General features: G+C 28.2%; 14 protein-coding genes and 2 other annotated features. Of the genes, 9 read left to right on the top strand and 5 right to left on the bottom strand.

What is annotated here, in order from left to right; translation table 11 throughout:
• The first annotated feature begins 19 nt into the window (after positions 1 to 19).
• Both RH95_RS06555 and RH95_RS06550 read left to right on the top strand, forming a co-directional pair.
• On the top strand, positions 20 to 4,192 hold the full coding sequence (locus tag RH95_RS06555; protein ID WP_010246900.1) for an S-layer homology domain-containing protein: 4,173 nt from the start codon (positions 20 to 22) through the stop codon (positions 4,190 to 4,192).
• Between the two features lie 80 nt (positions 4,193 to 4,272).
• Positions 4,273 to 5,142 carry a copper amine oxidase N-terminal domain-containing protein gene (locus RH95_RS06550; protein ID WP_010246898.1) on the top strand — a complete coding sequence of 290 codons (870 nt, stop codon included), beginning with the start codon at positions 4,273 to 4,275 and terminating at the stop codon, positions 5,140 to 5,142.
• 107 nt (positions 5,143 to 5,249) lie between these two features.
• On the opposite strand, the gene RH95_RS06545 is transcribed toward RH95_RS06550, so the two are convergent.
• The 3 genes from RH95_RS06545 to RH95_RS06535 are packed head-to-tail and all read right to left on the bottom strand — an operon-like array spanning position 5,250 to position 7,571.
• On the bottom strand, positions 5,250 to 5,972 hold the full coding sequence (locus tag RH95_RS06545) for an amino acid ABC transporter ATP-binding protein (RefSeq protein WP_010246896.1): 723 nt from the start codon (positions 5,970 to 5,972) through the stop codon (positions 5,250 to 5,252).
• On the bottom strand, positions 5,959 to 6,756 hold the full coding sequence (locus tag RH95_RS06540; RefSeq protein WP_010246895.1) for an amino acid ABC transporter permease: 798 nt from the start codon (positions 6,754 to 6,756) through the stop codon (positions 5,959 to 5,961). Before RH95_RS06540 ends, RH95_RS06545 begins: the two co-directional genes overlap by 14 nt.
• 8 nt (positions 6,757 to 6,764) lie before the next feature.
• Entirely contained in the window at positions 6,765 to 7,571 is an 807-nt protein-coding gene (locus RH95_RS06535; protein WP_010246893.1) for a transporter substrate-binding domain-containing protein, read from the bottom strand.
• 36 nt (positions 7,572 to 7,607) lie between these two features.
• Positions 7,608 to 7,805 (bottom strand) — a binding site (T-box leader).
• A gap of 171 nt (positions 7,806 to 7,976) precedes the next feature.
• Positions 7,977 to 8,174, top strand: a binding site (T-box leader).
• Positions 8,175 to 8,256: 82 nt separating this feature from the next.
• Between RH95_RS06535 and RH95_RS06530 the strand changes: the two genes are divergently transcribed.
• The 5 genes from RH95_RS06530 to RH95_RS06510 all read left to right on the top strand — a co-directional run bounded on the left by RH95_RS06530 (position 8,257) and on the right by RH95_RS06510 (position 15,675).
• Positions 8,257 to 9,477, top strand: a complete 1,221-nt coding sequence (locus RH95_RS06530; protein WP_010246890.1) for an argininosuccinate synthase — start codon at positions 8,257 to 8,259, stop codon at positions 9,475 to 9,477.
• A gap of 1 nt (position 9,478) precedes the next feature.
• Positions 9,479 to 10,849 carry an argininosuccinate lyase gene (gene argH / locus RH95_RS06525; protein ID WP_010246888.1) on the top strand — a complete coding sequence of 457 codons (1,371 nt, stop codon included), beginning with the start codon at positions 9,479 to 9,481 and terminating at the stop codon, positions 10,847 to 10,849.
• A 235-nt stretch (positions 10,850 to 11,084) separates the two neighbouring features.
• Positions 11,085 to 11,363: an ArsR/SmtB family transcription factor gene (locus tag RH95_RS06520; RefSeq protein ID WP_010246885.1), complete on the top strand. Its 279-nt coding sequence runs from the start codon at positions 11,085 to 11,087 to the stop codon at positions 11,361 to 11,363.
• A gap of 17 nt (positions 11,364 to 11,380) precedes the next feature.
• Entirely contained in the window at positions 11,381 to 14,314 is a 2,934-nt protein-coding gene (locus RH95_RS06515) for a UvrD-helicase domain-containing protein (RefSeq protein ID WP_010246883.1), read from the top strand.
• Positions 14,315 to 14,328: 14 nt separating this feature from the next.
• Complete coding sequence (locus RH95_RS06510; RefSeq protein WP_010246881.1) at positions 14,329 to 15,675, top strand: butyryl-CoA:acetate CoA-transferase; 1,347 nt, start codon at positions 14,329 to 14,331, stop codon at positions 15,673 to 15,675.
• A 60-nt stretch (positions 15,676 to 15,735) separates the two neighbouring features.
• On the opposite strand, the gene RH95_RS06505 is transcribed toward RH95_RS06510, so the two are convergent.
• Together RH95_RS06505 and mnmL are read right to left on the bottom strand one after the other, a co-directional pair.
• Entirely contained in the window at positions 15,736 to 16,974 is a 1,239-nt protein-coding gene (locus RH95_RS06505; protein WP_010246878.1) for a carboxylate--amine ligase, read from the bottom strand.
• Between the two features lie 80 nt (positions 16,975 to 17,054).
• Positions 17,055 to 18,017 (bottom strand): tRNA modification radical SAM protein MnmL/YtqA, encoded by a 963-nt coding sequence (gene mnmL / locus RH95_RS06500; protein ID WP_010246876.1) that lies wholly within the window; start codon positions 18,015 to 18,017, stop codon positions 17,055 to 17,057.
• Between the two features lie 98 nt (positions 18,018 to 18,115).
• On the opposite strand from mnmL, the gene RH95_RS06495 reads away from it, so the two are divergent.
• Together RH95_RS06495 and map are read left to right on the top strand one after the other, a co-directional pair.
• On the top strand, positions 18,116 to 19,006 hold the full coding sequence (locus RH95_RS06495) for a tetratricopeptide repeat protein (RefSeq protein ID WP_010246873.1): 891 nt from the start codon (positions 18,116 to 18,118) through the stop codon (positions 19,004 to 19,006).
• The gene (gene map, locus RH95_RS06490; protein ID WP_010246871.1) at positions 19,003 to 19,758 is read left to right on the top strand and encodes a type I methionyl aminopeptidase; all 756 of its coding nucleotides are present in this window, start codon (positions 19,003 to 19,005) and stop codon (positions 19,756 to 19,758) included. The genes RH95_RS06495 and map overlap by 4 nt, the downstream gene beginning before the upstream one ends.
• Positions 19,759 to 20,053 lie beyond the last annotated feature (295 nt).

Genomic DNA, 20,053 nt, shown 5'->3' with positions numbered 1-20,053 from the left:
TAGAAAAGGAGAATAATAATTGAGAAATAATTTTAAAAATTCAAACAGATTGTTTTTTTCGATTTTACTATTATTAATATTTATTCCGTTAAATATATTTGCAACAGAGGAACCTCCTATAGAAGTGCCTACTGTAAATGATTCTATGACATATTTTGATATTCATCCAGAAAATTATAGAAGATGGAAGGTAAAGCATAATTTTTCAGAAGATATGTTGAAAGTAGAATCAAAAAAAATCAATGAAGAGGATAATCTATTCAAAAATTTTAAAGAAAAACATAAGGCAGAAGCTGACTCCATGATTTATCAGAAAGAAGAGTGGAATTGCTATGAAATAGACGTATTCTGCAAAGACAATGCTGGAAGTTATGGTAACTTTGTTATAAATAGCAAACACAAGAGAGATGAAGACACTTACAATATTTGGCCAGAACAATTTGAAATGTACGTTTCAAGATTTGATGAAACAACAAATACATTTGAAGAGCCAAAGAAATATGTAAAAGTAAAAAATGATGTTGAGGCAAATGATTGTAAAACAGAAGAACATTATTATCTAGTACAAGATTATAACTCAAGTTCTGACGGTAGAGCTTACTACGCTTCTGTAAATTTAGGAACTAAGCGAATAGGAAAAGATCGTACTCATAAGGACAAATTTAGAGTATATGTATTTCAAGGACATCCTGAGCCAATACCTAAAGACCTATTAGCAGGAGAATATGAAATACCTTTATCAATAAGATATGCTTTTAGACCGGGTATGTATTCAATGGCATCAGATGCTGTAGACGACAGAGGTAAATTAATAGTTGGAAATGATGGAAGTTTAAAACTTAGAATAAAATTTAAGCCAATGACTAATTCAGATCCAAAATATACTGGAACAACAAAACCTATAGAAGGACATTTGACGGATCTTTGGACTTATAATTCTATAGATGATTTCAATAATTATATGAATAACCGTACGTATTTTTCAGGAAATAAAATATTTTTAAATGATCAGAAATATTTAAAATCAACTTATAGCAGAGGATATTATAATTATCCAGAAGAGTTTGAAATTCCTCTTGAGTATTCTAATGGCAAAGCTAATTATGAATCTCAAAAGATGTTTACCGTAAGGGTTGATGCAATGGGAAGCATGGATCCTCAATTTAATCTTCTTATGCGTCACAAAGACATGACTTTGAAAAAAGTAGATCTCCTATCAGGGAAGTATGAATCTATGCCTCTTATAGACGAAACAGACACAATGAACGAAGGTATAAAAAATTTTTGGGAAAATGGAAAGTTTAAATACACCAAAGAAGAATATAATAATATGCTTGCAGATTCTTCCATATCAAGTTCAAAACTTTTAAATACTGATATAGGAATTAATCCATATTATGAAGTTGAATTTAAAGATAACAAGGCGAATATTACAGTATCCTATGTGAAAGGAGTTGTAGGCTCAAACGGTCCTGAAGAATTTGGTTTAGTAAAAATTAATGAAGATAAGGACATCAGATATAAAACTGCCGATGGAAAATTAAAACCTATCGAAATATTGGAAGAAGAAGACTTTACTTTAGATCCTGCTAAAACTAAGTATAAAAAGAGAATTACAAAGATAAGATTGGATAATGTACCTTTGTCAAAGCTTGGAGATCTAAATCAATTTATATATCTTGAAAATGCAAGACTTGCTCGCTGTTATAATGACTCTGGTAATATGAGAATTGGGCTTAAACCGAACGAATGGGATGATCCTATTGAAAATATGTATGGCATCAATAATTTTGATATAAAAAAGATGGTCTTATTAGAAAAGACAGAACCTACTATAAAAAAAGATGAACTTCAAAATAAAATAAAAGAAGCAAAAGCTATAGAAAATGGAGATAAATCTGATGCAGATTTTAATACTCTTAAAGAAGCTATAAAAATTGCAGAAAAAGTTCTTGAAGAATCAACTAAACAAGAAGAAATAGATAGAGCAGTTAAAGACTTAGATACTGCAATAGAATCTTTTAAGAATAAAAAAATCTCTCTAAATAAAAATGAACTTCAAAATAAAATATCAGAAGCTAGAAAAATTACTCAAGGAAACAAAACTGATAATGACTTTAAATTGCTACAAATTGCAATAAATTCAGCAGAATCAATTTTAAATAGCGCAAATGAACAAAAGCAAATAGATGAAGCTTTAACTAATTTAAATACTGCAATAGAAACTTTTAATAATAGTACAGGCAAAAATACTGAGGAACAAAAAGAAAAAATTTATAATGTTCCAGTAAGACTTATGCATTTTATAGAAGATAAGGATTCTATGGGTAACAAGGCCTTAATATCACCTGCTAAGGTGAGCATAAAGAATGATCTTGTAACTATTGACTTAACTTTTAAAGGAATCGAAGTACCAATAGGAGCAAATAGTTTTTATGGACATTTAACTAACTTATTTACTTTTGAAGAAAATAATTCTAGAGGAAAAGCTATTGAAACCCAAATCATAGAAAAATATATGGATCAATCTTTAGACGGATCTCAGAAAGAATTTCCAAAGGTATTTAGAATTAATATGACTAAGGTCGAATTTGAAAATCTAAAAGATAATGCTCTTTATGTAAAAGTTTGGGTAGATGCTATGGATGGTTTAGCAGGTGGAGAACCGGGAGCAGGATCACAAAAAGCAAGGCTTGTTTTTGACAAGGCTAATATGACTGAAGTGACTCCTGGAAAAGACACTCCTACACCTCCAACTCCATCAAGTCCTGATCTAGGTAATAAGGAAAAACTTATAGATGCTTTAAGATATTCTGCAAACTTAGGAGGTTCTCAATACACTTATGAAAGTAATATGAGATATGTAAATGCTTATAATGCGGCTATGGCTTTATTATCTAAGAGCAATGTGTCTGAAAATGAAATTAAGATTGCTATAGACAATTTAAATGCTGCAGCCTCAAGTCTTGTTAAAAATACTAATAATGTAAATAATAATGGGATTAGCAACGAAGATAACAATTCATCATGGAGAGATAATAACAACAATGGTTGGAATAACAATTGGAGGAGTGATAGTAATAATTCCTCTTGGGTAAGCAATAAATTATCATGGGACAACAATCAAAATAACAACAATAACAACAACCAAAACAATGGGCCAGTTACAATAACTTATGAAGTACCAGTAGAAGTGTTGCATGCACATCAATCAGGCTACTCAATGGCTAACAATGCTATAAACCATACAGCTAGAGTAGAAGAAAGAGATGGAAAATTCCGTTACAGTGTTCAATTTACTCAAATGAAAAGAGATTTTGGTGGCAAACAATTCACAGGAAATCTATATAATTTATTTATCAATGATGGAAGCAAGTATAGAGCAGATCAATCACGTGGAAATATTTGGTCATGGGTCATGAATGGAAAATATGACAAAATAAATATATCAGTATGGGTTGATGCCATGGATGAAATAGCTGGCAAGGGTCCAGGAGGGGGAGAACAAGATGCAGTTTTATCTTTTAACTGGAATAACGCAAAAGAAGTTTCAAGAACTGGTGGAAATAATAACCAAAATAATCAACATAATCAACGAAATCAACAAAGCCAAAACCAACAAAATCAAAACAATTCTAGCAAAAGTACAAGCAAATTTAACGATACATCTGGTCACTGGGCAAAAAATTCAATAGACTATGTAGTAGGGAAAGGATACTTTGTAGGACTTAGTGAAACAGAATTTGGGCCAAATAAATCAATAACAAGAGGACAATTCGTAACAGTGCTAGGAAGAATGTTAAACATAAACATAAGTGACTATAACACACAAAACTTTAAAGATGTGAAAGCTAGCACATACTACAGTCCATATATTACATGGGCAAATAAAGAAGGAATAGTAAGTGGAATAGGAGAAGGAAAATTTGCACCAGACAAAGAACTGACAAGAGAAGAAATGGCAGTTATGATGACAAAATTTCTAAAAGTATCAGGAAAGAATCTAAATGCCAAAGGAAATGAAAATGGATTCAAAGACGAAAAAAACATTGCAACATGGGCAAAAGAATCAGTAAAAGAAATGGCAAGACTTGGAGTAGTAAGTGGAATGGAAGATGGAAAATTTGAACCAAAATCAGCATTTACTAGAGCACAAGTTGCACAAGTATTATATAACATTGACCATAATTAAGGGATATGTGATAGGGACTTTCCTTTATGGATCGTCCCTAAAAAGTTTAATTATTTTATAAAGAAAAGAAGAGGTTAAAAATGAAAAAATTAATTTTATCATTGATGTTAGTATTAGCTTTAATTCCAAGTTCAATATTTGCAGCTGGAACAAAATATGAAGTTCCAGTAAAACTTGAAAAATATGGAGAACCTGGAAAGGACTCTATGGGGAATTCATCATTAAAGCAAATGGCAGAGGTAGAAGAAAAAGATGGAAAATTTATTTACAAACTTTATTTAAGAAAGATGGAGTTTATGAATATGGAGGGTGAACTTACAAATCTTTTCATCTACGAAGGAGATGAAAACTCTAATAGAGTTGAGACAAAACAAACTCCAAATGAGGGGGAGTATTGCAAGGTTCACGAATTTGAAAGACAAAATCCAAAAGAAGAAAAAATTCTTGTTGCAGTTTGGGTTGATGCAATGGATTCCATTGCAGGTGGAGGAAAAGGTTCAGGAGAACAGAAGGCTTATTTAAAATTTGATTGGGCAAATGCTAAAACTTTAGAAAATAAAGAAGCTAAAACTGAAATAAAGACAGAAAGCAAAAAAAAAGAAACTAATTCTGAAATAAGAATTTTTGTAAATGATAGCGAAATACAATCAGAAACACCAGCTTATATTGAAAATGAAAGGACTATGGTGCCGCTTAGATTTATTTCAGAAGCACTTGGAGAAAAAGTTAATTGGAAATCTGAAACGAAAACTGTTGTAATTGGAGATAACAAAGCTAGTCTTGTTATTGGATCAAAAGAAATCGATGCTAATGGAAAAAATATTGCAATTGATTCTCCAGCAGTTGTAAAAAATTCTAGGACTTTTGTACCTTTAAGAGCAATTTCAGAAATTTTGGGAGCAAAGATAGAGTGGGATGGAGTTACAAAAACTGTAAAAATAAATAAATAGTAAAAAAATCTCTTGTCTTTAATTAGTATAAAAAGATAAGAGATTTTTTGTTTAGGAAATTTTTCATAAAACATGAGCGAACATAAAATTTTTTATAAAAAATTAAATTATAGTACGGCATTTAAAAATTTTTGTGTATTTTTATTTTTCGTTGTATTAAATATATATTCAGGATTTCCAATATCTTCTATAATTCCATTTTTCATAAATACAACTGTATCTGATATTTCTTTTGCAAAGCCCATTTCATGTGTCACGATTATCATAGTAAGCCCTTTATATGAGAGATTTTTTATTACAGTTAATACCTCTTTTACCATTTCTGGATCAAGTGCAGATGTAGGTTCATCAAATAATAACACATCTGGTTTATTTGCAAGTGCTCTTGCAATAGCAACTCTTTGCTTTTGACCACCAGAAAGCGAATTAGGATAGGAGTCTTTTTTATCTTCTAAGCCCATATTTTGTAAAAGTTTTATTGCATTTTCTTTTGCAGATTTTTCATCTTCTTCCTTGACTTTAATGGGAGCTAGAGTAATATTTTCTAGTACAGTTTTATTAGGAAATAGATTAAAATTTTGAAAAACCATTCCAATTTTTAGCCTTATTTTTTCTAAGTTTGAATTTTCTCCAGTAATTTCATATCCATCTAGATAGATTTTTCCACTGTCGCATTTCTCAAGAAGATTAATACATCGAAGAAGTGTTGATTTTCCAGAACCACTTGCTCCTATAATTGTTGTTACCGTTGAATTTTTAATGTTTAAGTTAATTCCTTTTAACACTTCTTTGTTATCAAAGGATTTATACAAATTTTCAATTTTTATCATATTTTCCCTCCACAAATTTTAATAATCTTGTAAGAGTAAAAGTAATTGCAAAATAAAGTAGGGAGCCAATAATAAGTGGTTCTAGAGATTTATAAGAAGAACCTCTAACTAAATTTACATTGTACATAATATCTGTAACACCAATAGTTGAGATAATAGAAGTTTCTTTAATTACTGCTATAAATTCATTGGCAAGAGCTGGTAAAATATTTTTTGTAGCTTGTGGTAGTATTATTTCTTCCATAACTAGAGATTTTTTCATTCCAAGTGAAATTGAAGCCTCCCATTGACCTTTGTCGATTGCATTTATTCCTGATCTAATAATTTCTGCAACATAAGCAGCAGAGTTTAAACTCACAGCGATTACACCTGTGATATACGCAAAAGTAGAAATTGAAATTCCAAAGTCTTTAAAATTAATTAAAGTTGCAAGACCAAAAAATATAAAAAATACTTGAGTTAGCATAGGGGTTCCCCTCACAATTTCTATATAAATATTAGAAAGTATATTTAAACTTTTAATTTCAGAAGATTTCATGAGATATAAAAAAAGTCCCAATATTGACCCAAGTAAAACTGAAATTAAAGAAAGTGAAATTGTAACTCCAAGACCTTTTAAATAATAAGTACTGTAATCCTTAAAAATTTCTGCACTTGTGCCAAAAAAGTTTATTATTAGATTTCCAAAAATAAATATTAATAAGATAAATACTAGAATTACAAGGATATTAATTATCTTATTTTTAGAAAGTTTATTGTTTCCTAATTTATAAATATTTTCCATAAGATCACCTATTTAACAGATAGTTCCAAGGCTTCGTTGTAATATTTATCAATTTTGCCTTCTTTTTTAAGCCTATCTAAAGTTTTGTTTACAGCTTTAAGAAGTTCATCGTCATTTTTATTAAGCCCAATGGCTGTTCCATCAACGTTAGCTTCAAAATAAAAACTATCTTCAAGTTTTAAATTTTTATTTGAGAGTTCATAATTATCTCCCACACATTTTTCTACAATAATTCCATCTATAAGCCCCTTATTTAATTGAGCAATTAAGTCAGGAGTTTTTGAAAGAGAAACTATATTTTTTATATTTAAATTTTTAGCAATTTCTTCTTGCTCTGTTGCAGTTTGTACTCCAATAGTTAATTTTTTTACGTCATCTTCATTTTTATATTTTCCAAAATCTTTAGAATTAACTAATAAGTAATTTTTAGGTTCATAGTAAACTTTTGAAAATGCCATAGATTTTTCTCTTTCAGCAGTTTTTGAAATGCCAGAGATTGCAAGATCAATAACTCCTGTGTCTAAACTTGCAAGGACAGAAGAAAATTCCATGTCAGATATTTCTAGTTTGACACCTAAATCTTTTGCAATTTCTTTCGCTATAAAAATATCAAAGCCAACTATTTCGTCTTTTCCATTTATATTTTTGTGAAATTCAAAAGGTGGATAATTTGCATTACATCCCATGACAATTTTTCTAGATTTTTGAATTTCATCTAGTCTGTTAGAGTTATCCTTGGACTTATTTAAAAATAATGTGAAAGCCAAGATTATGGCAGCTAAAATTATTATTGATGTACTTATTATTTTTTTCATTTTTACCTCCATTTTAAAATAAAAAATCGCCTCTATGAAAGAGGCGAAGTCCGCGGTACCACTCTAATTATCCTTAGATATCTCAAAACTTTAAGGCAGTTAACCTCTGCAAATACTATTTTCCTTGCAGAATCTCTGTGGTTCTATTATATTCCTTTCCTTTACAAGCTTTCACCTAATCTTGCTCTCTAAAAAAGTTATGAGAATACTTTTTGTCCACTTCATTGATTTCTAAAAACTTTACTACGACAAATTTAAAATGTCAAGTGTTTTTTGGGAATTTTACAAATAATTTTTTTTAGCGACAATGAATTTATTTATTATTTTATAAATAAAATAAATTTCTTCTAAAAATTTTCAAAAAAGTCTTGACAAATGAAAAATATGTTGGTAGCATATCAAACAACATAAGCAAAGAAAAGACTAGTAAAATTATCCGAGACTTTTAGAGAGTTTCTGTTTGGTGAAAAGAAATAGGGAGGATAATTTGAAAAGGAGCTTGGAGCTTGCATTTCGAAATTTAGATTTGCACGGTTACGCGTTATAGTTTTTGAGGTATAGAAATATATAAATTTGGGTGGTACCACGTTCTTCGTCCCTTCATAGGGGCGATTTTTTTATACTTTTTTTGAGTCTCAATTTGTAAGTTATTAAAAAATAGTTGATAAAATTTGGAGGAAGAAAAATGAAAAATAACAATTATAAAAAAGTTGCCCTAGCTTATTCAGGTGGTCTTGATACATCAATAATAATACCGTGGTTAAAGGAAACTTATGGCTGTGAAGTTATTGCAGTTGTAGGAAATGTAGGACAAACAAAAGAGATTGAAGGTTTAGAAGAAAAGGCTATAAAAACTGGTGCTTCAAAAATTTATATTGTAGATCTTGTAGAAGAATATGTAAAAGATTTTGTGTTCCCTACTTTAAAGATGGGTGCAAAATATGAAAAAAATTATTTACTTGGAACTGCAACCGCAAGACCAATTATAGCAAAGGCTCTTGTTGATATTGCAAAAAAAGAAAATTGTGATGCAATTTGTCATGGTTGTACTGGAAAGGGAAATGATCAAATTCGTTTTGAAATGGGAATAAAACATTTTGCACCTGATATGCCAATAATTGCACCTTGGAGAACTTGGGATATAAAATCTCGTGAAGAAGAAATTGATTATGCTGAGGCACATAATATTCCTCTAAAGATTTCAAGAGAAACGAATTATTCAAAAGATTTAAATATAATGCACTTGTCACATGAAGGTCTTGATTTAGAAAATCCAGGAAATTACCCAGATTTTGATAAAATTTTGGAACTTTCTGTATCTCCTATGAAAGCAAAAGATGAGGTTTGTAATCTTGAAATTGAATTTGAAAGTGGAGAACCTGTTGCAGTAAATGGAGAAAAAATGTCGCCAGCAAATCTTTTGAAATATTTAAATGAGGTTGGGGGAGAAAATGGAATAGGAATAGACGATATAGTTGAAAATCGTCTTGTTGGGATGAAGAGTCGTGGAGTTTATGAAAATCCAGGTGGAGCGATTTTATATAAAGCACTTGAAATTTTAGAATCAATTACTCTTGATAAGGATTCAGCTCACTTAAAAGATTATTTGGCAATAAAATTTGGAGAACTTGTATATGACGGTAAGTGGTATTCAAGTTCTTTAAAGGGACTCCTTGCTTTTGCTGGTGAAGTTTGTAAAGATGTTTCAGGTATAGTTAAGTTAAAACTTTACAAGGGAAATATAATTCCAGCAGGAGTTACATCAAAAAATTCACTTTATAGTGAGGACTTGGCTTCTTTTGGAGATGGAGCGGAAAGTTTATATTCACACAAGGATGCAGATGGATTTATTAATTTGTATTCACTTTCTACACTTGTAGATGCAAAGGTAAATAAAGGAGTTTAATATGTATTTATGGGGCAGTCACTTAGAAGGTTTAGAGAATTTTACACATGAATTTAACAAATCAATTGATTTTGATAAAATTTTATTTGAAGAAGATATAAAGGGATCTCTTGCTCATGTAAAAATGTTAGGCGAAGTTGGTATAATAACAGAAGATGATTGCAAAATTATTTCAAATGAATTAAAAAATATTTTAGAAGAAATAAAAAATAATAAACTTAAAATTGATTTAGATGAAGAAGATATTCACTCTTTTGTAGAAAATGAACTTACAAGAAGAGTTGGAGATGTTGGAAAAAAGCTTCACACAGCGAGATCTAGGAATGATCAATGTGCACTTGATTTAAGACTTTATTCTAAAAAAAGTTTAATTATAATAAAATCTGAAATAAAGAAATTAATTGAAACGATAATAGAAATTGCACAAAAAAATAAAGAAACAATTATGCCAGGTTTTACACATATGCAACACGCACAGGTGACGACTTTTGCCCATTATATTTTAAGTTATGGGCAAATGCTCTCTAGGGATTTAGATAGACTTACTGAAACTTTTGATAGACTTGATGAGAATCCTCTTGGTAGTTGTGCACTTGTAACTACAAGTTTTAATATTGATAGATTTATGACTACTGAACTTTTAAATTTCAAAAAGCCGACAGAAAATTCAATGGACTCTGTTTCTGATAGAGATTATGTACTTGAAATTTTATTTAATAATTCAGTTATTATGACGCATTTATCAAGGTTGTGCGAAGAACTTATTTATTTTTCAAGTAGTGAATATAGTTATATTAAATTTTCTGGAAAATTTTCAACTGGTTCAAGTATAATGCCTCAAAAGAAAAACTCCGATATGGCTGAGCTTGTTCGTGGCAAAAGTGGAAGATGTTATGGTGATTTATTGACATTATTTACAATTTTAAAAGGGACACCATTATCTTATAATAAAGATTTTCAAGAAGATAAAGAACCACTTTTCGATTCAGTAAAGACAGTTACAAGTTCTCTTAAAATTATGAATGGAATTTTAAAAACTATTTATATTAACAAAGAAAAAATGCGTGAATCTGCTGAGGAGGGATTTTTAAATGCAACAGATTTAGCTGATTACTTGGTTTTAAAAGGTTTGCCATTTAGAGAAGCTTATAGTGTTGTTGGACAGATTGTAAATTATGCAATAGAAAGAAATGAAAAGCTTGAGAATATAAGCTTAGAAAAATATAAAGATTTTCACAAAGTCTTTGAAAAAGATCTCTATAATTTTATAAAAATAGAAAATTCCTTAAAAAATAGAAAGGTATATGGAGGTCCAGCACCCGATGCTGTTGATAGACAAATTAATAATTTAATAGAGTCTATAAAAATTTAAAATAAGGTTAGTAGCCTTATTTTTTTGTTTTATTAAAAATATGTGGTAAAGCAATGTCTAAATTAAGTCTAAGATTTTAGTGTAAAAACAAAGTGGCTAAAATTAGCTTTTATAAGGAGTTACATAAAATGTAATTTATATAAAATAATTGACAAGGACTTTACTTTTCAATATTATAATCAAAGAATATAAATTATATAATTAATTTATTTCAATACATATTAGGAGGTAGTTGATGAAAGAAGATATGGAAAGTTTAGAAAAAATAGCTGAAGTTTTAAAAGTTATGGCACATCCTGTAAGGCTAAAAATTATTAAGAATTTAATTGAAACAGGGCCATCTAATGTTGGAAAGATGCAAGAAAAATTTGATATTCCACAACCTACTGTTTCATCTCATCTTGGGAAGTTAAAAAGAGCTGGAGTTTTGAAAAGTGAGAGAAGAGGGACAGAAATATTTTATAAAGTGGATGATGAAATGATTATTTCTCTTGCTAAAGTTTTATTCAAATAAATTTTAAAAATTAAAAAATGAAATTAAATGAAGTTCAATTAGAAGCAGTAAACTCAATTGATACAGATGTAACTTTAATGGCAGGAGCAGGAACAGGAAAGACAAGAGTTTTAACTAGTAGATTTATAAATATTGTAAAAAAGTATAAAAATCCCGAAAAAATTTTGGCACTTACTTTTACAAAAAAAGCTGCAGAAGAGATGCGCGGAAGAATTTCAAAAGAACTTGTAAAGGGAAATATATCCTTTGACGAGAGAGATTTAAATATAATGACGATTCACTCTTTTGGAGCTGAAATTATTAAGGATTATTCTATTAATTTAGGAATTAATCCAAACTTTAAAATTTTAGAAGAAAATCAGTCAAAGAAAATTTTGGAAAATTCTGTAATTAAAGTATTAAATAGTATAGAAGAATTAGAATATAAAAATTATTTGTTAGACTTTAATTCCAGCCCTTTTGAAGAAAAGGATCTTTTCATAAGTCTTTATTTAAGCTTTAAAAATAATAATTTTGATTTTGATGAAATTTTAAATAAGAGTTTAAATTTTGATAAAGAAAAGTGTGATTTTAATAATTTAATAATTCTTTTGGAGGAGTACAGAAAAGTAAGCGGAAAAAAGTTTAAGAATTTTTATGATGAAAATATTTCAGAATTAAAAAGTTTGGAATTTTACAATCTTGAAGTTTTAAATTGTATAGAAGAAAGTCTTGGGACTTCTAAAAAATACATAGAAAAAATAGAGGATATTCAAGAATATATTTTAGTTCTAAAGAAAAATTTAGAAGAAAAAAATAAAGATTACTACAAAATAATCATAAAAATCTTAAAGGAAATTCACAAAAGCTATCAAAATGAGAAGAAGAAAATTGGTGTAATAGATTATGATGATATAATTTTATATACTAATTGCATATTAAAAGATAGATACTGTCAAAAAAGCTTAAAGGATAGATATTCTCACATACTTGTGGACGAATATCAGGATACTAATGAATTGCAAAATAATATTATTAATACATTTGAAAATTCTAATTTATTTATAGTTGGAGATCCCAAACAATCTATCTATGGATTTAGAGGGACAGATATTAAAAGTTATTTTAATTTTTCTGATAAAATAAAAAATCGTGGAAAATCTCTTGATATGAATAAAAATTATAGAAGCGATGGAAAAATAATAAAATTTATAAATAAAACTTTCGAGAATTTAATTGAACCTTACGATTCAATTGATTATTCTTATGAGAGTGGTGGAGATGTATATTTTTATAATTCAGAAGACAATAAAGAAATTGTTAATTTAATAGAAGATCTTTTAAAAAAGTATGAAGAAAAAGATGTGGCAATTTTATCAAGGAGCAATGCACAAATAGACGAAATCAGTAAGATTTTAACTACAAATAATATAAAGTTCAATAAGGGTTCTAGAAATGTTTCTGAAATTGAAGTTTTGAAAGTTACAAAAAATATTTTGTCCACAATATATAGTTCAGATGATTTTATTTCAACTCTTTCTCTTTTTAATTCTCCAATTTTAAATTTTAAGTTTAAAGATTTAGCGGAGATTTTAAATGCAAATGTAGAAAATTTTAATGATTTAATCGAACATAAAAGTTTCAATGATAATATAAATTATTTTATAAATTTTTTAATAGAATTAAAAAATAAATCTAAATTTTTACAAATCGATGAATTAATAGATGAGATAATGATTTATTTCTTTAATTTAAATACTATTAAACTTAGTGATTTCCAATATCTATGTAAATTTAAAGAAATTACTAATGAATTTTTTGAGAACAACACTTATGATTATAGGGATTATGAAAAGTTTATCAGTTTACAAAATTTTGAAGATTTAGAAGAAGGTATAAATCTTTTAACTATTCATAAGTCGAAAGGTTTAGAATTTGATGTGGTGATTATTTCTCATATGGATGTTGGCAAAAATAACAGCCCTAGGGAAAAAATCATAGTGGATAAGGACCTTGGATTGGCTATAAAATCTGATTTTTCTGATTATAGATATAAGGAAATTTCAAACAGAATAAAAGATATTTATAGTGAAGAGGAAAAGAGAATCTTATATGTTGCAATGACTAGAGCAAAGAGGGAATTAATATTATTTGGAAACTATGACAATCCTAAAAAATCTTCATATTTTGATTTAATTGGTAAAGATAATTGTACAAACAATTATAAAAATTCAAAAAATCTTGAGGTAAAAAAGGAAGAAAGAAATGATTTAATTTATTTAGATTTAGATATAAGTTTTGAAAATAGAATAAGAGAATATTATACAGTGACGGATTTTATAAATTATAAGAGGAGTCCAGTGGATTTTTATAAAAAATATTTTTTGGGAATTGACAAGTACACTAAAGGTAGTGGAAAAAATCAATTAATAGATCCAAAAACGCTTGGAAATATTATACATTTATTTGCAAAAGAATACTCAAGTAATTATATAGATAATGGAGATATTGATGAGATTCTAAAAGGAATTTTTAAATTTTATGAAGAAGAAATAAATGATGAAAAATTAAATATAGCAAGGAAGTTAGCTTTAAATTATCTTGAAATGGAAGAGAATAATATATTGGAAAAGGAACTTTTATTTTATTATGATTTAGAGGGATTCTTGGTTAAGGGATATATAGATCAAGTTATAAAAATTTACGATAAATATTACATTGTGGATTTAAAGACAGGGAACCTTTCTATTGAAAGGTTTAAAGAAATTTATGAAGATCAACTAATAATTTATGCAAAAATTTATGAATATCTGTATAATGTTAAAGTAGAGGGTGCATATATTTTTGATTTAAGGGGTAAAAATAAAATAATTATAGAAATAAATGAAGAAAAAAGTAAAAATATAATGAATGGATTTTTAAATTATATTAAATTTTTAAGAACTCATACTTTTTATAATGATTATTTATAATTAAGGAGGAAATAATGGATTATTCTAAAGAATATCAGAAAAAACTAATTACAGCTAAAGAAGCTGCTGAAATGGTTAAGGATAATATGTGGATTGATTATGCTTGGGCAGGAACTACACCTGTTGCTTTCGATAAAGCACTTGCAAGTAGACTTGATGAATTAAATGAAATTTATTTAAGAGGTGGAGTTCTTCTTTGGGAACCAGAAGTATTTAAAAAAGATCCCAAAGGAGAAAAGGTTGTTTGGAATTCTTGGCACTCAAGTGGAATTGATAGAGTAAGAATTAATAAAACACCTGGAGGATTTTATGCTCCACTTAGATATTCAGAACTTCCAAGATGGTACAGGGAAAATTGTAAGGTTGACATTGCATTAATAGTGACACCTCCAATGGATAAACATGGAAACTTTAATTTTGGTTTAAATGCATCTCATTTAAAAGCAGTGACAGAAGTAGCTGATAAAGTAATCGTTGAAATAAATGAAAATATGCCAACTTGTATTGGTGGTTTTGAAAATGAAATTTCAATTAAAGATGTTGACTATATTATTGAGGGAGAAAATCCAGAAATTGCTACTCTTCCAAAGGGAAGTTTTGGTGAAGTTGATGAAAAAGTTGCAAAATTAATTGTAGAAGAAATACCAAATGGGGCAACTCTTCAACTAGGAATTGGCGGTATGCCAAATGCAGTTGGATCAATGATAGCAGATTCTGATTTAAAAGATCTTGGAGTTCACACAGAAATGTATGTCGATGCTTTTGTTGATATGGCTAAAAAAGGTAAAATTACTGGAGCTAAAAAAAATATTGACAGATTTAGACAAGTTTATGGTTTTGCGGCAGGTTCAAAGGAAATGTATGAATATTTAGATCTTAATTCTGATGCAATGGCAGCACCAGTTTCTTATACAAATGATTCAAGAGTAATTTCACAAATAGATAATTTTGTTTCGATAAATAATGCAGTAAATGTGGATTTATTTGGACAAGTAAGTTCAGAATCTTCTGGGGCAAAACATATATCTGGAGCAGGTGGACAACTTGACTTTGTTTTAGGTGCATATTTATCTAAGGGCGGAAAATCATTTATCTGTCTATCTTCTAAATTTATGAACAAAAAAACTGGAAAAGAAGAATCAAGAATAGTTCCAAACTTTGAAACATTTTCTGCAATAACAGCTGCAAGACCAAACACACATTGGATTGTAACTGAATATGGAAAATTTAATTGTAAAGGTAAGTCAACTTGGGAAAGAGCAGAAGGAATAATTAATATTGCTGCACCAGAATTTAGAGATGAACTTATAAAAGATGCAGAAAAGATGAATATCTGGAGAAGAAGCAACAAAAGAAAATAGTATAATAAAGTACAAAATGGAAACTGACTAGAGTAAAATCTAGCCAGTTTTTGTTTTTATTTATTTTTCTAATTTATAATACATTTTATAATGTTTAATTGAACCGTACTTTCTCTTTAAATAAGTTTTTTTTCTGCTAAAACTAAAATCTTTTTTATTATTAATTGTGAACTCATAGCCATTTTTTAAAAGTTTGTCAATTGTGGCATGATATCTTTCATCTGTGTATTCTTTTAAAAGTTTTGGATGAGCATTCATCCAAATTTTTGAGGTTTCTTTGTGATAATAAACATCTTCTTCAAATCCTAAATCTAAAAGATCTCTAATATAAAAATCAAGTACATTGACACCACCAGCCGCCATAAAATAATGGCTTTGAGGTAATCTTAAGTTCATCTCGAAGGCTTTATAAGTATTGTCACGAGGATCATATTTGAGATCTATATTTGAAAAACCAGTATAATTGATGGACTCTAATTTTTCTTTATAAAAGTCAAAAAGCTCAGGCATATATTTTGTATATATAGCATCATTATTTCCTATTCTAAGAGGAAGTGGATCTGCAAGTAAAATTTGTCCATATACCATCATTCTAACTTTAGCATTTTTATCACAATAAACATTAAAAGAAGCTTGGTTAGATGCAGGCCCTGGTATATATTCTTGAACAAGCATAGTACCTTCGTAATTATTTTCATCATAAATAGTTTTAACGACAGATTTTAATTCGTCAAAATCATAAATAGTGTAAACTTTGTATTTATTTGGAAAAGATAATTTCACATAGGAAATTGAATCATTGGGTTTAAGTATAAGTGGAAATTGTAAATTTAGATTTTCTATTTCTTTTGAATTATTTATAATTGTAAATTTAGGGTAAGGGATGTCCATTTCTTCACAAGATTTATAAAAATCTATTTTATTTTCTAGTTTCTCATTTAAATTTGTAGATGGAGTATTAAATTTATAGTATTTTTTTATCTTATCTTTATTATTGCTAAGTAGCTTTGAATACTCGTCACCACAAGGAATTGTTATAAGAGCTGAATCATTATTATCCTTTGCAAAATTAATCATAGTGTCTACGAAAACTTTGTCATTAGAGAAATTATTTATGATTTTTCTATCTAAAATTTTTGAATTATCAGTTGCTGGGAGTGGTTTTTGACAGAATACAGTGGATATTAAGCCGTAATTGTCATTTAGAATACGAGCAACTCCATAAGCATTTTCATCGGATCCAAGTATTACAAATTTAACTTTAAATTTTTTTATTATATCTTTAGAAATGTTTTTCATTTTGCTCCTTTATAAATTTTAATTTTTATTAATTTTTATTTACAGTATACATTATACACTAAATATATTTAATTTCTTCATTAATTGCAGATAAAGAAATTATCCTTTTTCTTCCAATAATTTGAAATTTTTTTTACTTCAGATTCATTGACTATACTTTTATTTAATTCTTTTAAATTTTTGTCAATTTCTGATATGACAGATAATTTGTCGGAACACCACTTTGGTTTATAAAGATTTTTCTTTGGAGGATCGCCTGTTATTCTATGTACAACAGTTTTTTTATCTATATTATCAAGAGCATAAATAACAGTTTCAATATATTCTTCTTTTGATAAAATTTTAAAATTATTTTTTTTATAAAGTTTATAAATCGGAGAATTTTTTAGAATATACAAGTTGTGAAATTTAACACCGAAGGGGACTATTTTTTTTATATAATTTATAGAATTTGTAAAATCTCTTTCATCTTCATAGGGAAGTCCAAAAATTGTGTGAATTAAAAATAAAATATTGGCATCTTTAAGTTTATTTATAGTTTCATCAAAGAATTTATGAGTATAGCCACGATTTATTAACTTTATAGTATTTTCACTTACACTTTGCATTCCAAGTTCTAACCAAAGTGTTTTTTTCTTAGAAATTTCTTTTAAATAATTTATTTTTTCATCGTCAAGGCAGTCGCATCTCGTTGCAATTGAAATAGCAGAAATATCATCCCTAGAAGCTACTTCATCATAAATTTTTTTTATCTTTTCAATAGAGCCATAGGTGTTTGTAAAGTTTTGAAAGTAAGCTATATAATTCTCTGCTTTCCATTTTTTGGACAAAAATAATTTTTGTAATTCAATTTGATTTGATATAGAAAAGTTTCTTGACGCAGCAAATTCTCCACTTCCTTTATCTGAACAAAAAATACAACCATATGTAGATAGAGTTCCATCTCTATTAGGACATGAAAATCCTCCATCAAGAGAAAGCTTTACAGTTTTTCCAGAAAAATATTCACAAAAGAAATCGTTAAAAGATAGAAATCTTTTCATTTAATCACCAAAGATATTATATAATCTTTTAAATATTATTTCCATGCCTGTGAAATTTTAAAAAATAATATATAATAGAATAAGAATTGAGGTTTTTTATGGACTTAAAATTTAAGAACTATTTAATTTTAGCAGAAGATTTTTTACTTGAAGGTAATTATAAAAAAGCAAAGGAAACTCTCTTAAAATCTCTTAATTTTGCAAAAGAAGATAATGAAAAAATTTCTGTGTATTTTGAGCTTTCTGATATTTATTTGAGAGAAGAAAATTATGACGAAGCAAAAAAATATTTTATAAAAATTTTAGATATAAAAGAAATTGCTGGAGCATATTATGGGCTTGCTATAACAAATGATTTTTTAGGTGGAAATTTAATTTATTCTGTTGAAAATTATAAAAAAGCGATTGAGATAGATCCAAATTATGACAGAGCATATTATTATCTTGCTCACTCTTATGACAAATTGGGAGAAACTGAACTTGCAATAAAGTATTTAAAGAAAACTATTGAAATAGATAGATTTGATTTTGTAAGTTACAATGATCTTGGTTCTATTTATGAAGCAAAAAATAAAGACAACTTAGCAGAAAAATTTGTTAAAAAGTCCCTTGAAATAAAACCTGATTATGGAAGGGCACTTTATAATATGGGAGTTTTGGCAAAAAAATCAAAGGATAATAATTTAGCACTAGAATATTATTATAAAGCAATTGATAAATTTCAAAATCCATTTTTATTTTTAAATATGTCAGCAATATATATTGAAGAAAAAGATTATTTTTCTGCTATAAATATATTAGATAGAGGACTTATGGATTTTCCTAATTCTGTCAATTTACACTATAATAAAGCTTGTTCTTTTTCACTTTTAAATTACAAAAAAGAGGCAAAAGAAGAATTAATAAAGGCGATAGAAATAAATTGTGATGCTTATACTTGGGCAAAGACAGATGAGGATTTATGTGAAATTGTAAAGGAGTTAAAATGATTATTATTAAAACAGAAGAAGAAATAAAAAAGATGCAAGTAGCTGGTAAAGTTTTGTCAGATGTTCATCACGAACTTAGACATTTTATAAAACCAGGAGTAAAAACTATTGAGATAGATAGATTTGTAGAAAATTATTTAAAAGAAAGAGGAGCATATCCTGAACAAAAAGGTTACGAAGGATATCCTTATTCAATTTGTGCATCAGTAAATGATGAAATTTGTCATGGATTTCCATCAGAATATGTTTTAAAAGATGGAGATATTATCACAGTTGACATGGTTGTAAATGTTGATGGATGGCTTGCAGATTCTGCTTGGTCTTATGAAGTAGGCGAAGTTTCTGAAGATGCTAAAAAACTTTTACGAGTGACACGAGAATGTATGTATAAGGGCATTGAAAAAGCTGTAATTGGAAATAGACTTGGAGATATAGGTTCAGCTGTACAAAAACATGCAGAAGAAAATGGATATTCTGTTGTTAGAGAATTTGTTGGACATGGTATAGGACAGGAAATGCACGAAGATCCACAAGTTCTTCACTATGGAAAGCCAGGTCGTGGCATTAGACTTCAAGAAGGTATGGTATTTACTATTGAACCAATGATTAATATGGGAAAAAAAGAACTTACAATTGATGATAATGGATGGACTGCCAGGACAAAGGATGGATCTCTATCTGCACAATATGAACACCAACTTGCTATCACAAAGAATGGGCCGATAATAATAACAGATCAAGGCGACTGCTAACAAATGAAAGAGGTCAATTTATTAAAGGGAAATATTTTTAATTCTCTTTTAAAAACAGCACTTTTCTTATACCAGATTTAGAGATAAATGGAATTTGGTAGCTATGAGTTTGTCGTCTGTACTGAAAGGTATATTTTTGACAATTATTTATTTAAATTTGCGAAAAAAGACAGATGGTTTTAGAATAGATATGAAGACTTATGTTTGAAAGGAGAAAAAATGTTAAAACAATTTGAAAAACCTACAGTTGGAGAAAAGGTTGCAGTTCTTAAAACTAATAGGGGTGATATAAAAA

The organism is Peptoniphilus rhinitidis 1-13 (genome assembly GCF_000246925.1).
Classification (GTDB): domain Bacteria; phylum Bacillota; class Clostridia; order Tissierellales; family Peptoniphilaceae; genus Peptoniphilus_A; species Peptoniphilus_A lacydonensis.
Note: the sequence above shows the minus strand (reverse complement) of the source record. Positions and strands in the feature narration are given on the sequence as shown.

Coding starts and splice junctions, on each gene's coding strand:
- RH95_RS06515 (WP_010246883.1), top strand. CDS start 11,381: ATGAAATTAAATGAAGTTCAATTAGAAGCAGTAAACTCAATTGATACA.
- RH95_RS06535 (WP_010246893.1), bottom strand. CDS start 7,571: ATGAAAAAAATAATAAGTACATCAATAATAATTTTAGCTGCCATAATC.
- RH95_RS06505 (WP_010246878.1), bottom strand. CDS start 16,974: ATGAAAAACATTTCTAAAGATATAATAAAAAAATTTAAAGTTAAATTT.
- map (WP_010246871.1), top strand. CDS start 19,003: ATGATTATTATTAAAACAGAAGAAGAAATAAAAAAGATGCAAGTAGCT.
- RH95_RS06520 (WP_010246885.1), top strand. CDS start 11,085: ATGAAAGAAGATATGGAAAGTTTAGAAAAAATAGCTGAAGTTTTAAAA.
- mnmL (WP_010246876.1), bottom strand. CDS start 18,017: ATGAAAAGATTTCTATCTTTTAACGATTTCTTTTGTGAATATTTTTCT.
- RH95_RS06540 (WP_010246895.1), bottom strand. CDS start 6,756: ATGGAAAATATTTATAAATTAGGAAACAATAAACTTTCTAAAAATAAG.
- RH95_RS06545 (WP_010246896.1), bottom strand. CDS start 5,972: ATGATAAAAATTGAAAATTTGTATAAATCCTTTGATAACAAAGAAGTG.
- RH95_RS06550 (WP_010246898.1), top strand. CDS start 4,273: ATGAAAAAATTAATTTTATCATTGATGTTAGTATTAGCTTTAATTCCA.
- RH95_RS06530 (WP_010246890.1), top strand. CDS start 8,257: ATGAAAAATAACAATTATAAAAAAGTTGCCCTAGCTTATTCAGGTGGT.
- argH (WP_010246888.1), top strand. CDS start 9,479: ATGTATTTATGGGGCAGTCACTTAGAAGGTTTAGAGAATTTTACACAT.
- RH95_RS06495 (WP_010246873.1), top strand. CDS start 18,116: ATGGACTTAAAATTTAAGAACTATTTAATTTTAGCAGAAGATTTTTTA.
- RH95_RS06510 (WP_010246881.1), top strand. CDS start 14,329: ATGGATTATTCTAAAGAATATCAGAAAAAACTAATTACAGCTAAAGAA.